At 61.7% G+C, this 13,112-nt stretch carries 16 protein-coding genes; all 16 read right to left on the bottom strand.

Annotated features, from left to right (window positions below):
- Positions 1 to 33: 33 nt before the first annotated feature.
- A complete protein-coding gene (locus tag N4Q37_RS07940) occupies positions 34 to 1,530 on the bottom strand; it encodes a phage tail sheath subtilisin-like domain-containing protein (protein ID WP_260956714.1) in 1,497 nt (498 codons plus the stop codon).
- Positions 1,530 to 1,712 (bottom strand): DUF2635 domain-containing protein, encoded by a 183-nt coding sequence (locus tag N4Q37_RS07935; protein ID WP_260956712.1) that lies wholly within the window; start codon positions 1,710 to 1,712, stop codon positions 1,530 to 1,532. Before N4Q37_RS07935 ends, N4Q37_RS07940 begins: the two co-directional genes overlap by 1 nt.
- A complete protein-coding gene (locus N4Q37_RS07930; protein ID WP_260956711.1) occupies positions 1,709 to 2,293 on the bottom strand; it encodes a phage tail terminator protein in 585 nt (194 codons plus the stop codon). Before N4Q37_RS07930 ends, N4Q37_RS07935 begins: the two co-directional genes overlap by 4 nt.
- A gap of 125 nt (positions 2,294 to 2,418) precedes the next feature.
- Complete coding sequence (locus tag N4Q37_RS07925; RefSeq protein WP_260956709.1) at positions 2,419 to 3,435, bottom strand: contractile injection system protein, VgrG/Pvc8 family; 1,017 nt, start codon at positions 3,433 to 3,435, stop codon at positions 2,419 to 2,421.
- 9 nt (positions 3,436 to 3,444) lie between these two features.
- Positions 3,445 to 3,657, bottom strand: coding sequence for a tail protein X (locus N4Q37_RS07920; protein ID WP_260956707.1), 213 nt, complete (start codon positions 3,655 to 3,657; stop codon positions 3,445 to 3,447).
- Positions 3,650 to 4,033, bottom strand: a complete 384-nt coding sequence (locus N4Q37_RS07915; RefSeq protein ID WP_260956705.1) for a phage tail protein — start codon at positions 4,031 to 4,033, stop codon at positions 3,650 to 3,652. The genes N4Q37_RS07920 and N4Q37_RS07915 overlap by 8 nt, the downstream gene beginning before the upstream one ends.
- A complete protein-coding gene (locus tag N4Q37_RS07910) occupies positions 4,033 to 6,087 on the bottom strand; it encodes a phage tail tape measure protein (protein WP_260956703.1) in 2,055 nt (684 codons plus the stop codon). Before N4Q37_RS07910 ends, N4Q37_RS07915 begins: the two co-directional genes overlap by 1 nt.
- Before the next feature lie 128 nt (positions 6,088 to 6,215).
- Positions 6,216 to 6,782 carry a phage tail assembly protein gene (locus tag N4Q37_RS07905; protein ID WP_260956701.1) on the bottom strand — a complete coding sequence of 189 codons (567 nt, stop codon included), beginning with the start codon at positions 6,780 to 6,782 and terminating at the stop codon, positions 6,216 to 6,218.
- A gap of 80 nt (positions 6,783 to 6,862) precedes the next feature.
- Positions 6,863 to 7,369, bottom strand: coding sequence for a phage major tail tube protein (locus tag N4Q37_RS07900; RefSeq protein ID WP_260956699.1), 507 nt, complete (start codon positions 7,367 to 7,369; stop codon positions 6,863 to 6,865).
- The gene (locus N4Q37_RS07895; protein ID WP_260956697.1) at positions 7,369 to 8,535 is read right to left on the bottom strand and encodes a phage tail protein; all 1,167 of its coding nucleotides are present in this window, start codon (positions 8,533 to 8,535) and stop codon (positions 7,369 to 7,371) included. Before N4Q37_RS07895 ends, N4Q37_RS07900 begins: the two co-directional genes overlap by 1 nt.
- A 2-nt stretch (positions 8,536 to 8,537) precedes the next feature.
- Positions 8,538 to 8,747: a hypothetical protein gene (locus N4Q37_RS07890; RefSeq protein WP_260956695.1), complete on the bottom strand. Its 210-nt coding sequence runs from the start codon at positions 8,745 to 8,747 to the stop codon at positions 8,538 to 8,540.
- Between the two features lie 88 nt (positions 8,748 to 8,835).
- Positions 8,836 to 9,258, bottom strand: a complete 423-nt coding sequence (locus tag N4Q37_RS07885; RefSeq protein ID WP_260956693.1) for a phage tail assembly chaperone — start codon at positions 9,256 to 9,258, stop codon at positions 8,836 to 8,838.
- Between the two features lie 2 nt (positions 9,259 to 9,260).
- On the bottom strand, positions 9,261 to 11,153 hold the full coding sequence (locus N4Q37_RS07880; RefSeq protein WP_260956691.1) for a phage tail-collar fiber domain-containing protein: 1,893 nt from the start codon (positions 11,151 to 11,153) through the stop codon (positions 9,261 to 9,263).
- Positions 11,154 to 11,789, bottom strand: coding sequence for a phage tail protein I (locus N4Q37_RS07875; protein ID WP_260956689.1), 636 nt, complete (start codon positions 11,787 to 11,789; stop codon positions 11,154 to 11,156). It lies immediately after the preceding gene.
- The gene (locus tag N4Q37_RS07870; protein WP_260956687.1) at positions 11,786 to 12,781 is read right to left on the bottom strand and encodes a baseplate J/gp47 family protein; all 996 of its coding nucleotides are present in this window, start codon (positions 12,779 to 12,781) and stop codon (positions 11,786 to 11,788) included. The genes N4Q37_RS07875 and N4Q37_RS07870 overlap by 4 nt, the downstream gene beginning before the upstream one ends.
- A complete protein-coding gene (locus tag N4Q37_RS07865) occupies positions 12,778 to 13,110 on the bottom strand; it encodes a phage baseplate protein (protein ID WP_260956685.1) in 333 nt (110 codons plus the stop codon). Before N4Q37_RS07865 ends, N4Q37_RS07870 begins: the two co-directional genes overlap by 4 nt.
- Between the last annotated feature and the right edge of the window lie 2 nt (positions 13,111 to 13,112).

Genomic DNA, 13,112 nt, shown 5'->3' with positions numbered 1-13,112 from the left:
GGTGGGCTGCAATCATCCATTCAAACCAGACACTCAAGCGGCAGCGTCGTACTGCAGACGGAACTGATTGAGCAGCGCGAACACCCGCAGGCCATTGATGTAATCCGGCGGGAACAGCACATTGACCCGGCTCGGATCCTGGCTGTCGCGCTCGACGATCAGGTGCTCGGCGAACAGCTCGGCGTTTTCCACATGGCCTTCCAGCTCCAGCTTGGCGTACTGGGCGATCAGCTCGCCGCGAATGGTGCTCGGGGTCACGATGGGCTGGCCGGCGCCGAAACGGGTGCCATCGGAGGCCAGCTTGTGGCGGCCGTACTTGCTGGTGATCACGCTTTGCAGGCGACGCACGATGAACGCCGACTGGTGCAGGGTTTCGCTGTCCAGATAGGAGTTATCAGCCTGGCCGAAGGTATTTTTCTGATACGTGGTGATGGAGCGCTGGATACGCACGTAGCCGCCTTCGTAGTAGGCGGTCGCGATGCCGTAGTTGAGCAGCGACTGACGCTCGGTCAGGGTGAAACGTTCGCTGGCCGGTGCCGGGTCCAGACCTGGCAAACTGCCGCTCTGGGTCGGACGGCTGGCGTCGGCCGAGATGAACACGGCGGTACGGGCTGCCAGTGCGGCGGCCTGGACCCACGACGGTTGCGGCACGCCCGGTTCCAGGGCCTGGATGGTCATGTGCTGGTCGTTGCGCGCCTGGCCGGCCGCCACCAAGGTGCCGATGGTGCCGCGCTTGGCACTGTAGACATGGCCGAACAACTGCTTGGCCCAGGACCAGCGGCCGGTGCTGTCGTCCATGACCGCTTGCCAGGTGTTCAGGCTCGACAGGTCGGACCACGGCATGGCGATGAATTCGAATGGCTCGTCACCCAGTGCCGCGAGGGCGGCGGTCTGGTCCGGCACGCCAGCGCCGCCGGTCATGACGGCGACAGCGGTGGTCAGGCCAGCCGGGGTGTCTTCGCCGTTGCTCTTGCCCAGGCGATTGAACTGCAGGCTGATGTCGTTGCCACTGTCGCCGGTCCATTTGGCGCTGAGGGTCACGACACCCTCGACGGCCGCGGCACTCACCGGCAGGTCGGCCGTCGCGTTGACTTTCAAGGCCAGCGCCGTCGCAGCCTGGGCGGCGGTGGCACCGTTGACGATGGCCGCCTGGACACGCACACCGCCGACGTACAGGTTGAGCACACCGCTCTCGGTAGCGGTGCCGGTGAGGGTCAGCACGCCCTTGGCAATGGCGCCGTCGACGTTGTGCAGCGGCAGGCACCAGATTTCACCGAGCGGGTCGGTCTTACGCCAGGTCTCGTACATCGAGGCGAGCATCGAGCCCTGCCCGCCGATGCTTTTGGCCAGGGCGACGCTGGAGACCAGCACCAGCTTGCCGACTTCTGCCGGGGCAATGTTGTCGTTGACCTGGGCAACGATCAACCGGCGCATGGCCGACGACGCGCTATTGGCGGCCGAGTTGTCCATTTCGGCGTAGAACAGCGGAACACGAATGTCCGCGGGGATGTTGCTGAATCCGATCGCCATTATTTGGCTCCCTGTGGTTTGGCCGCTTTCACGGCTTTGGTAGTGATATCGCCATCGGCCAGACGTCGACGCCACCAGGCGTTGTCCGGCACTTCACGGCCCTCGGCGGGCAGCAGATCGCCCGCTTCCGGATCCGGTACGACACGGCCCGGGACCGGCAGTACGGTGATGCGTTTGCTCATGGGGTTACGTCTCCAGAGAAAGTCAGTTCCAGGCGCCCGTCGGGGCCAGGACGTTTCAGGTTGGGATCCGCCGGGTCGATTGCATCGACCCGCACGGTGACCCCGGTAAAGGACGACAAGCCGTCCAGTTCACGTTCGTGCCAGCTTTCGGCAGGCTGACTCGGCAGATTGCGACCCAGCTGGAACTCGGCGAAAAAGCGCAGCCGATACGACACATGGCTGTTATTGCTGGAAACCAATTCGCCGCCGTCGTACTCGATGCCGCTGTAGTCACCACCGGGCCTGAAGCCCACCAATGCCCGCCACAGTTCGGCGCGCAGGTCGTGCAACAGATCCAGTGCTTTTGTCGCGTCCGTGGCGTCGAGCACCAGCACGACATCGAAGCGGTCACGCACCGTTTGCAGCGTGACGTTTTGCGCGGTGTTCCTGCTGGTCATGTCGGTGGCCGGCAGCACGTAGGCGCAGGGGCTTGGTAACGAGGTGTTGGCCTGCAGGGCGGCAAGGTCAAACCCCGCAACCACCCGATTGGCGAGCGCGGGGCATTGCTCACGCAATTGCGTGAGGATCGAGGTGATCTTCATGGATGCTCCAATTATTGAAGGCCCTGCATGGAACGGGCGGACTTGCGATAGCAGAGGGTCAGGCGATGTGGATGGCTGTCCCGGCCCTATCGGGAACAGGCCCGATCACACAAAGGGTGTGGTATTCAGGTCCGAGCATCCAGGCAGGTTGCGTCGATTTCGCAGCGGTAGCTTTTTTCCCGGTCGCCGCTGGCGGTGACTTTGTCGATCGACCAGCGTCCGCGCATGAAGTCCGGCCAGGACGGGTCCAGCAGCACCACGCCTTCGGCGGCCAGCGCTGGGTTGCCGGGGCAGGCGATTTTCACCTTGAGGGCTTCGCGCAGCATTCGCCGCACCTCGCCCTCGCCGGCGGCGCGGGCGTCGTCTGCGCTTTGGAAACGCTGGCGCAAGGTCTTGAATGGCGCAATACCCGACTCTTCGACACGCAGTTGCCCAGCCGCCGCATCCCACCAACCAGTCTTGCAACCCTGGTATTTCGCCCGGGCGTTTTCATCGAGGACGGCGGAGATGAAGGCCTGGTCGCCCGGTCGATTGTTGGTGGTCACCGACAGTTTCATCTCGGGCAGGACCTTGCCCGACAGTGATTTCACCTGACCACGCCGCGCCAGCACATATAACTCGTTGACCGGTTTGGCGACGGCGTCATACCGATGGGCCAGGCGCGTCAGGAAGCCCATATCGGTTTCGTTGGACTGGTCGATGTGCTCGATTTTTATCAACGACAGGTCCGGCGCCACCCGAGGGGAAAACCCGTGCCGGGAGGTCAGTTGGCGAAACAGCGCCCCCAGGGTCGTCGGGCCATGGCTGACGGATCGACGCTGTTTGAAACCGGTCTGGTCCGCCGCACTGAACGGCGCCGCCGTGGCCACCAGGGTCAGGCGCAAAGGAAACAACGTTGGCGTGCGCCGGGTGACGACGAATTCGCCCTTATCCACCAACCCGGACTCCAGGTAACCGACCCGCAGACCGATTTTCCCACCCAGGCTGGGCAACCCTTCCAGCCCGTCCAGGCTGATGGTCAGCGTCAGTTGATCGGACTCGATCCCCGCCGCGTCGATGTGCGTCCAGCTGAGCAACCGTTGGTTGAGCAGTGCGGCGTTCGCGCCATAAATTTCCACCGCTGGCGTGAAACCCAATGACATGTCGCCTCCTTAATCCCAGGCCGAGACCGGCGTGACTGCCGCGGGTTTGGAGTCCACTTCCGGCAAGACCACCCAAACCCCCGCCGGCAATACCGGGCCCCATTCCGCCAGCGTCGGATTGAGCAGCCAGAGCGCTTGCTCAACGGCATCGTCACAACGCCCAAGTTCGCGGTACAACAACAGATTCACCGAATCACCGGCGATGCTTCGAACCCTACGCATTGGCGAACTCCGTCAATTCGATCACCCAGCCGACCACCATCGCGGTGCCGTCGTCGATGACTTCGGTCTGGGTTTCCGAGACCTTGTTGATCTGCCACAGGCCCCAGTTGCGACCAATTCCATCGACCAACGGCACGGGGACGCGTTGCGCCTGCAGCGCCCGCAATTCGTCGAGCCGATCCATGGCGGTCGCGTACATCGACTTGCCGGTGATGGTCAGCCCTTGCAGGCCTTGGCCGACCTGGCTGGACTTGGGTTTGCTGGTGAGAATGTCGATGCTCTTCCAGCCACCGTCAGAGGTGCGTATCAGCGAGTGATACGCGAAGTTTCGCGACAGTCCGAAGATGAAACTGCCGAGTGCCATTTGCTGACGCATCACGTCACTCCGTCGGTCAGGGCCGCGTCACTGCGCATAGCCAGTGCGTTGGGCGGGGTGGTCAGTCCGAATTGGACCGAGATCTGCTGCACGACCAGGTTAGCCAGTTGACTGGCACTGGCCTGGTCCTGGCCGTTGATGTAAATGTTGGCGGTCATGGTGTTCTGCTGGCCGGTAGTCTGGATGTGGGTCAGGTCTTTGCTGACCTGCTCTGGCGCTGCGAGCTTGTCGGCGGGCGCGGCGAGTTTTTCGCCGAGCCAGGAACCCGATTCCCCACCCAGCCAGCTTCCAGCCAGCCCGCCCACGACCGCTCCGAGCGCGCCGCCAATGGCCGTACCGAGCGGACCGAAAAAAGTACCGACAGTGGCTCCGGCGGTAGCACCTACCGAAGCACCGGCCCAGCCACCGCCAGCCGCGCCCAGGCCAGCTCCGACCTTGCGGGCGTCATCGCTCAGCGCGCCGTCAACCACCTCGGGTACAGCGCTCAACGCGAATGCGCCGGGGGTGAAACGGGTCATCGAGCGCAATGAAGCACTCATGCCAGGCAGGGATCGGCTGGAACTCAGCCCGACCTCGGCTTTCACAGCGCCGACAGGTTCCAAGACTCGCTTGGCCGCTCGAGTGCCAAGTTCATCCACGATGGCTTTGAGCAGTGCACTGGCCAGCGGTTTGATCGCGGCGGCAACCAGCACAATCGCAGCGGTGGTTTTAGGCGAGGACTCAGCCAACTCGCTCATGCCATCGACCAACGAACCCAGCGCCTGAAGCGAGCTGTCCGTCACGGGAGCCAGGGCATTGCCCGTGGATACCGACAGACGCTCATTGCGCGCATTCAGGATGTTCCACTGGCCTTGCCGGGTTTGCGACAGCGCCCATGCGTCTTGCCTCACCGAACCCTGGTTGCCCAACTGCGACGTGGCGTACTGGGTAGGGTCCTTCACCTGCAAGAAGGCTTCATTCACATCGGACAGTTTCTGCGCCATGCGCAGCACCGCCTCATCTCCGGCGCTGAATAGCGTGGTGGCAAGGGCCGGGCGTTTGTCCGCCGGTTGCGCGTTCAAGGCCGCGAGCACCGACATCACCGTGCCAGGCGCGGTGTCCTTGTCGCGCAGGCCGCTCGCCACCGTTTTGGGCTCCAGCCCCAATTGCTTCCATGCCGCTTGCTCGGTTGCGGAGACCTGATCCCCCTTGCCGATGGCCGTCGCGAAGCTGTCCAGCGCTACGCCGGCCTCAGCTTGTTTCGTACCGGTATTGAGCAATGCCGCCGTCAGCGCTGCGGCTTGCGCCGGGGCCAGGCCTGCGGTCGTCGCAGCCGCACCGTCACGTTGCAACACCGCGCCAATCTCAGCGGGTTTCGCACCGTTGGCTAGCTTGCCCAACTGGTGGGTGGCGTCCGCCAAGTCGAAGGCTTGAGCGCCGTTGAGCTTCATGGAGGTGCGCCAGCCAGCCATCATCTCGGCGACTTCCAGCGCCGGCCTCTTGAACGCCGATGCGGCGACGCCGACATCACTGGCAAAGCGCAGCAACTCGAACTGTCGGTCCGAGGCATTGGGCAGCTCACTGCCGATGCCTGCCCGGGCCGCCAGGCTTTCAATCCTCACCAGATCAACCGCCCCGGTGCCCCCGGCCGCCACCAGCGGCGCGATGGCGATCCGCTGGGTGGGTTCGGCCATCTGCTCGATCTGGCGCGGGGTAAATCGAGTAGCCAGCTTCAGATCGGCCATGGCCGAATCCATCGCTATCGCGGGCTTAAGCAACGCGGGCGGCTCGATACCGCCACTCGACTGGCCTTTCGACTCACTGCCCAAATCCCCCTTGGCCCCGGCGTTCATCGTTTGAAACGACAACCGTTGCGACGAGAACTTTGCCGTCAGCGCTTCAATCGCCGTCGTCAGCAGCCCGAGCTTGAGTCCGAGGGTTTCCATCGCCAGACCGAGCCCCGAGAACGTGGCCGTGCCTTGTGTTGAAACACCGCTTGCGATGCTGCTACCACCGAACGCCAGCCCGCTCTCATTGACGGCTGCGTATTTGAGCGAATATTTATCGTCCGCCATCCCGCTCTACTCCTGTTTCACGCCAAGGCGAGTGATCGCAATGTCGTAGCGGCGCAAGGCCTTGCCGGCGTCCCACTCGAGGATTTCCGCCTCACTTACCGGGTAAATGAGCGGCACCACATCGAGGATCACTTCGATGTCGCGCTCCGAAAGAAGTCCGCCGGTTTGTTTAAAAAATCGTCGATGCGTACCTGAAGCTGAGTCCAGTCGGGCACGGTCAACAGGTCCAGGTCGGGAATCATCAACCCGGTGCAATGGGCGGTGATGAACTCGGCGCGCTCCTTGGCCGTCTTCAGTTTCTTCATCGCCTTGGTCGCCCGCAGCACGGGCATCTCCAGGGTCAGCGAGGTCCGGCTGCGGCCCGCCACATCGAGGGGTTGCAGCAGTTGCACCTGGTCGGGATCGACTGGTGGCTCATCCAGGAAGTACGCCGCCGGACGGGTCGACATGTCGTGCACGTATTGGGCGATGCTCACGTAGTCCGGGCGCTTGAGTTGGTCGAGTTCCTTGACCGACAGGCCGGTGGCCAGCCTGGCGAGTTCGAAGAACTGATCGTCCTCGTCATCACCAGCACGGGCCAGGGCCTCTTTTTGTGCGGCATAGCGCAATGGTTTGAGTTGGATCTGCTCGATCTGCGACTCGTCATCACCGGTGATCGGCGACAGCAAGACGTGAACAGGAGGTGTCCAGGACATGAAATGGAATCCTTGGTGAATCGGGGGACGACCTGTGGGAGCAAGCAGGCGTGCTCCCACAGGGGCTGGCATCAGCCTTATTAAGGCAACAACACCGCACGGCGCGCATCGCCGAGGATATCGACGCCGTTGAGCACGAACTTCTGGGTGCGCACGTCGATGTCGATCACCGGGATGCCGTTCTCCAGGCGGTTGTAGGTACGGCAGGACAGCTCAAGGGTGGTGGTGGGTTTGTCGCCCATCTTCAACTTGGCCTCGCTCAGGGATTTGAGCTTGCCGCCAACGGTGTGGTAGGTGAACCAGGTGTTGCCATCCTGATCCTGTCCAGCCTCGCGGACGTTCAGCAGGATGTCGTCACCCAGTTGCACGCCCAGGGCCAGCAGCACTTCCGGCCCGGCGCCCTGGAGGATAAGGCTGGCATTCAGCACCTTGCCGCTCTTGGCCATTTCCTCGGCGATAAAGCGCCCGCCCGCCATCGTCTCCATGTCGAACTCGATCTTCGGCGGGGTGAACTCTTCCACGGTCGCCGACAACGGCAGGCCTTGCAGGGTAGCCGCGATGGCCTGTCTTACGCGGTTGGTAAACATTAGAGAACATCCTCCAGGAACTGCTCGATGATTTCATCGCGGGCGTTGAGTTGATAAACCATGTGTTCGTTGGGTGCGTAGCGGCCGTAGTCGATCACCACGTACCAGGTGCCGTTCTTGTACTTCTCGACGCTGTTGAGTTCCGGGTGCAGGTACACGCTGCCACCGGGGATGGTTTCGTCGGCCACCAGGGTTTGCAGCCAGTCGTTGATGCGCTTGACCTCCTGGTCCATGAACGACTTGGTCAGGTTCTTCGCCATGGCCTTCTGGCCGGCTTTTACCAGCTTGCGGCTGATGGCATCTTCCAGGCCGACGTAGCTGATGAACTTGCCGGTGATGGAGCGGTTGCCCAGCAGCGAGATGCCGCCGAGGATAGTCCGGGCGTAGTAGCTGACGCCGTAGCGGTTGAGCAGATCGCCTTCGGTGGAGGTGTCGAGGATGTTGTATTCGACGGTGCGCGAGACGTCTTCGGCGTAGGTCACCTGGTTACCCGGGCTTTCCCATTGCTTGACCTTTGCCAGCGCGGCAATCGCCAGGCTGGAAGGCGCCAGGAAGACGTTTTTCTTCGCCGCTTTCGAATAAACGGCCGGCATGTTGTGCACCACCAGGCAACGGTCGAAACCGAGATCGGCGCCGCCCAGTTCCTGGCTGTAGGTCACCTGATCGGCGACCGCGGCGTCCTTGCCGTCGAGCACCACGCGAGCCTTGATGCGTTTGCCGAACGAGGCGAACTCGCTGGCCACGGCCTTGGTGCCGGTGAAGCCCGGCGCGCCGATGATGGTCAGGTCCTCGGCCACGCCACTCAAGGCCGCTAGGCCCAGCTTGCGACCGGTCTGCGCTTCGATGCCGCCAATGACGTTGTTCTGCGTATCGGCGGGGGTGGCGCCCTCTTCGACGATCACCACGTATACCGGCACCTTGACCACTTTGAGGATCTGGAACACCGCGTGATACAGCGTACCGGCTTCGGTGCCGGTCGGATCGAGCAATGCCTGGGTGGTGAAGCTGTTGATGCGAAACGGCGCATTGCGCGGAATCAGCGGATCGGCCTTCGGCGCGGTGCCGACCAGCCCGATGACGTTGTCTCCCAGGCCACCCATGGCCTCGGGAGATTCAGTGGCATTGACGGTGATGCCGTTGTGTTCGAAGTTCAGAACTTCAGCCATGGTTATTCAGCCTTTTTGGCAGCGGCCTTCTGGGCCTTGGTGGGTGTGGAAGCCGGTTCAACGGCCTCGGTTTTTTTCAGCTCCAGGCGACCGGCGCTGCGTAGGGCGCTGGCTTCGACGTCGAGTAGATCGAGCTCCTGGCCGACGCTCGACCAATGGCCGCCGCCGGTGGGGAATGGAACGAGTACGGTGTAGGTTTGGCGTAGTGCCATTGGGTTTCTCCAGATACGAAAAAGCCCCTTCGGGAAGGGGCTTTCAGGGTTTTGACGGGAAAGAAAACGCCCCGTCGGTGCGGGGCGTTTATTGGGGTTGTTGGTTGATCCATTCTGGCTTCGCCGGCCGATAATCTATGGCCGGAAATCTCCCAGCGGCAGGCCAGTCGCGCAGCAACTGACGCCAGGTCAGCAGCTCGCTGTATTGCTCGGCAATCAAACTAGTAGGCAGTCCAATGTCAATCTCATCACGATGGCGGGAGATCAGCCATTCCGTTCGGCTCAGCTCACTATCACGCCAGGCCCGCTCGCTGGCCTCCAATTGCTCCAGAGTAAGCGGCACGACAGAGGCCAATACAGGCCGCCCATCGCTCTCTACTGCCAAGGCATGACCAGCAAGTGCACGATATTCGCTTTCGCTCAACTCAATGCAAGTTTTCCCAATGGCGTTGCCATAAAGGGCACCCGGGTAAAGCCCTAGTGTTTCAGGGCAAAAGAAAAATTTACTCATAGTCAATTTCCCAATGCGAAATAGAAGACGTCACGGGTACCGGAGCCTTCATTGCCGGATGCCGAGTCAATACTGATAACGGCTTGGGCCAGTCCAGACGGTACCGCTTGATAGGTTTCTCCTCCATTGAGAAAGACCGTATTGCGCCTGATTGCCAGAACACCGAAAGATGCATTTGGGAAAGCCATCGGCAGCGTAACTGTGGCGGTCCCACCACCGGTACCGTTTGTGGTTATTTGGGTAGTAGCCCATTGGATGATCAGACCGCCAAGCCAGGAAGGGAGGGCTAGATAACCGTTCGGCCCGACGAGGAACGAAACGCCCCAGCGAAGTTTTTTCGGCGTCACAATGGTGGTGTCATCGACACCCGCATTGGTAAGCATCTGTGTTGCAATCTTCGCGGTGCCTCGATTAGTTTCAGTCGCCTGCGCCGCCAGTGCCTGTAGCGCAGCGATATCGATGTTTCCCTGATTAATCGGTGCATTCCAAGCCTTGATGCACCACATGACCGATAAGTTGCGAGGCCGAGCCTCCCCCCCTCCAGAGCTGTTGAATCCTGGACCAAAGTTGAGGGTTACGGCCGTGTTGCCGTTGTCCACGACCACCGCGCTCGGATTACTCCCTGACGCACTACCGAAGGCCTGCATCCGAGTAACAGTATGGGAATGAGCCTTGTTGTCGTCGGCCTGCCAACTGCCGATTGCACGACCAGCATCAACACCGCGCCCATGATCCCAACCTCGCAGGAATTCGCCTCGCGATTCAGGCAAGCGGAAGTTACCAGCCCCCTCATCCCCTTTGTTGAAAGTCGTGCCGAGGAACGCAGCGAGATCCGGATAGACCGCAATGCTCTTCACACTGCCATCTATTTCAAGAAACCCCGGCGGGTTCTTATCCAAAGGAAACGCGACCATCGCACCGACCGGTAGCGCCGAAGCTTGAGCAATCATCGACTCGATTTCTGGCTTCGTGTAGGTGTCCTTGATACCGAAACCTGCCAACGTTTCAGGGTTAGACCCGCCCGTCGCACGACCATATTTATCGACTGTCAGACTTCTATAAGTGCCTGCCAAAATGCCTGTTCGACCAGCGAGCATTTCAAAACTCAGCGCGGTCGTGCCCAGCGTAATCGGACCATTAGTAACCAGATGCCATAGCGAATCGCCGTTCGCGATGCCCTCCTCGACCATCACCATCAGACCTGGTGTTACCTTCGCGCTGGTGTTGGAATCAACCGAGCGGGCCCACACCCCACTGGCCGCAACATAAATGCCGTTTTCCTTAGCAGTTGTTTGGGCCGTCACCAGCACCCGCTGACCGGCTACTACGGCAATACCATCGATTTGCTGCACACCGCTCAAAACGATATTTCCCGTGGTGGCCACGCGAACAGATTGCTTACCATCGAGTTTCGCCAACTCGTCAGCGAGATACCCCATTACCCAAGCCCGCGTCGCCTTAACCACCGTATCGTCAATCAGCAACGTCACCAACGCCGCATTACTGGTCTCGAAAATCGAACGAATATAAAACTCTTTCCCCGACCCTGAAGTCGCCAACACCGGCTTGAACGACTCCGGATATTTGACGATTGCGTACAGGACGCCCGTGTCAGTCCAGATCCCCGCCTCACGCACATACCAGCCGCCCACTTCAGACGGGATGGTCACTTCAGCCAGCAACCAGCTCGGATTTTGCTCATCCTGGAACAACGCATTGAGTGGCCCGCGCCAGACTTCGCGCTTGAGCGCGGTAGCGGTTGCCGCCGGGTTGTAGACCGCGCCACCGCCGTCACCAACGGAAATCTGCGACAGCTTGATCGGTGTGCCCGCCGCCTTGCAGGCGGTTTCGTAGGCGATGCCTGCATCGGTGAGCAGGGTGTAATAGTCAGCCATTCAGGCCCCCTGTGGATAAATGGTGGAAGTTTCGACGGCGTAGAGCCCGGCAGCCATGAAGGCCTGGCCCGAGGCTTCAAGCCCTTCGATGACAATTGGATAAACCGTGGTCAGTTCGCCGCACAAGGTGGCGGCACCGATGACGTGGCGGCCGGATGCGCTCAAACCGACCGAAACCATCAAGGTGTCTCGTTCGCTTTTGGCATCGGCCAGGCGGCGGTCGAGACGGGCGTCGATTTCTTCGCTGTAAGGCTGTTCGGTAAAAGCCCTGACGGAAAAGCTGTAGGGCGCACCAATGGGTGTTTGCTCATGCCAGGCGCGAACCTCGGGCATCAATTGCAACCCCTTGGCTGCGTTTTCCAGTGCCTTGCGTGTTCCGGCCTGGCGTGCAGTGGGCCATGCGAGCCCAACGGTCAGACGCTTTTCAGCCTCGGGCGCCACGGAGCTCCACTCGTTGACCCCACGATCCGCCGCGAGATACGGCAGGAATGCCGTAGGCGTGGCAGCCGGGTTCATCAACTCGGGGAACGGTGGATCGATACGTTCGAGCAGCCGTGCAAAGCCGAGATCCAGGGCCCTTTCCAGCGCTGAGCTGTTGACCGGCTGCAGGCTTGGGGCCGGGGTGACATCACTCATAACGTATCCACCTCAACCTCGACACCCGTGCAATACGGCGCCTGGAAAGCCGTGGTCACGATCGGCGCCAACGGCTCGAGAATCTCGAGCCGAACCGCACCGGCGCTGTGCAAGGTGTAGTCGATCCAGCTTGGGTCCACCCGGCCCTCCAGGCGATGGCACGCCTCGGCGTATTCCTGCAATTGCCGTTGCGCAGCCGCTTGGGTCAAGCCCGAGTCAGGACCGGGATTGATCTTCGCCACGACGCGGATCTTGTAGGGTTTGATCTGCGCGGCCTGGACGATGACCAGGTCCGTTTCCGGGCGCACATCGGGCCTGGCGAAATGCTCGCGGACCCTGTCGAGCAACGCCTGGGATGGCGTGCCGTCGCCCTCACGGGACAGCACCGTCACCGTGACTTCACCCGGCGCTGTCCGGCGTCCATTGCCGTCCTTGACCTGGGCTGCGAGCCCATCCGGGTCGAAGGTGTACGTCACCGTCACGACACCCGCCGCACTGCTGTCCACCTTCACTGCGGGCCGTTCACCGAGGGTGAAAATCTCCCGCCGATACTGCATGCGCGAACCGGCTGCCGGGGCGTGGGGTGCCAGGTAGTAGCGCAACCGGGCGTCATCGTCGCTCTCGTAGACCGGGGCGATGGGTGGGAAAGCCGCCGGATCGCCCGGATCGAGCAACTGGCGTTCAAGCCCCATGTCCGCCAGGCGTGCATCGAGGTTGGTTCCCGTGGCCCACCACGCCAGCATCTGCTTGATGCGGGCGTTGTACTTGCGTTCGTGGGTTTGCAGCCGCACGCAAAAGGCCTCGAGGGCCAGGGTCAGCAGTTCGCTTTCGTTTTCCAGGCTGACCAACAGCTTGGCCGCACTCTCGGGGGAACGCGCACCGACGTACTCGACCACGAAAGTCTTGAATTCGGCGAGCAAGTCCTCGAACGCCTCGACCGTGACGATGGCCGGTTCGGCCAATTGGTTCTGGCCGGGTATCAACATGCTCATGTCACCACCTCGAAGGTTTGTTTGCGGTTTTTCCAGGTGCCGGCAAAGCGCAACAACAGTCCGGCACCGTGTCGGTTGGCGACGATGACCTCCGGTTCGAAGTCGCCGATGCCGTTGTGGGGGTTGTAGAACGCTTGGGCCGCGTGGCTCTGGGCCAGGATCAGCAGGTCGTCACCGAGGTTTTGCCCCAGCAGTTCGGTGATCGCGCAGCCGTAGAGCGGACGTTTCTGGCGGGTGCCCAAGGGCGTAGTGAGGGCGCGGGTGGCGCGTTGCACGAACTGCAACCAGTCGTCGACCGTCGCCCCGGTGTTTCGATCGATTCCAATCATGG

It is taken from the genome of Pseudomonas citri (assembly GCF_025336485.1).
GTDB lineage: Bacteria > Pseudomonadota > Gammaproteobacteria > Pseudomonadales > Pseudomonadaceae > Aquipseudomonas > Aquipseudomonas citri.
Note: the sequence above shows the minus strand (reverse complement) of the source record. Positions and strands in the feature narration are given on the sequence as shown.

Coding starts and splice junctions, on each gene's coding strand:
- N4Q37_RS07940 (WP_260956714.1), bottom strand. CDS start 1,530: ATGGCGATCGGATTCAGCAACATCCCCGCGGACATTCGTGTTCCGCTG.
- N4Q37_RS07935 (WP_260956712.1), bottom strand. CDS start 1,712: ATGAGCAAACGCATCACCGTACTGCCGGTCCCGGGCCGTGTCGTACCG.
- N4Q37_RS07930 (WP_260956711.1), bottom strand. CDS start 2,293: ATGAAGATCACCTCGATCCTCACGCAATTGCGTGAGCAATGCCCCGCG.
- N4Q37_RS07925 (WP_260956709.1), bottom strand. CDS start 3,435: ATGTCATTGGGTTTCACGCCAGCGGTGGAAATTTATGGCGCGAACGCC.
- N4Q37_RS07920 (WP_260956707.1), bottom strand. CDS start 3,657: ATGCGTAGGGTTCGAAGCATCGCCGGTGATTCGGTGAATCTGTTGTTG.
- N4Q37_RS07915 (WP_260956705.1), bottom strand. CDS start 4,033: ATGCGTCAGCAAATGGCACTCGGCAGTTTCATCTTCGGACTGTCGCGA.
- N4Q37_RS07910 (WP_260956703.1), bottom strand. CDS start 6,087: ATGGCGGACGATAAATATTCGCTCAAATACGCAGCCGTCAATGAGAGC.
- N4Q37_RS07905 (WP_260956701.1), bottom strand. CDS start 6,782: ATGTCCTGGACACCTCCTGTTCACGTCTTGCTGTCGCCGATCACCGGT.
- N4Q37_RS07900 (WP_260956699.1), bottom strand. CDS start 7,369: ATGTTTACCAACCGCGTAAGACAGGCCATCGCGGCTACCCTGCAAGGC.
- N4Q37_RS07895 (WP_260956697.1), bottom strand. CDS start 8,535: ATGGCTGAAGTTCTGAACTTCGAACACAACGGCATCACCGTCAATGCC.
- N4Q37_RS07890 (WP_260956695.1), bottom strand. CDS start 8,747: ATGGCACTACGCCAAACCTACACCGTACTCGTTCCATTCCCCACCGGC.
- N4Q37_RS07885 (WP_260956693.1), bottom strand. CDS start 9,258: ATGAGTAAATTTTTCTTTTGCCCTGAAACACTAGGGCTTTACCCGGGT.
- N4Q37_RS07880 (WP_260956691.1), bottom strand. CDS start 11,153: ATGGCTGACTATTACACCCTGCTCACCGATGCAGGCATCGCCTACGAA.
- N4Q37_RS07875 (WP_260956689.1), bottom strand. CDS start 11,789: ATGAGTGATGTCACCCCGGCCCCAAGCCTGCAGCCGGTCAACAGCTCA.
- N4Q37_RS07870 (WP_260956687.1), bottom strand. CDS start 12,781: ATGAGCATGTTGATACCCGGCCAGAACCAATTGGCCGAACCGGCCATC.
- N4Q37_RS07865 (WP_260956685.1), bottom strand. CDS start 13,110: ATGATTGGAATCGATCGAAACACCGGGGCGACGGTCGACGACTGGTTG.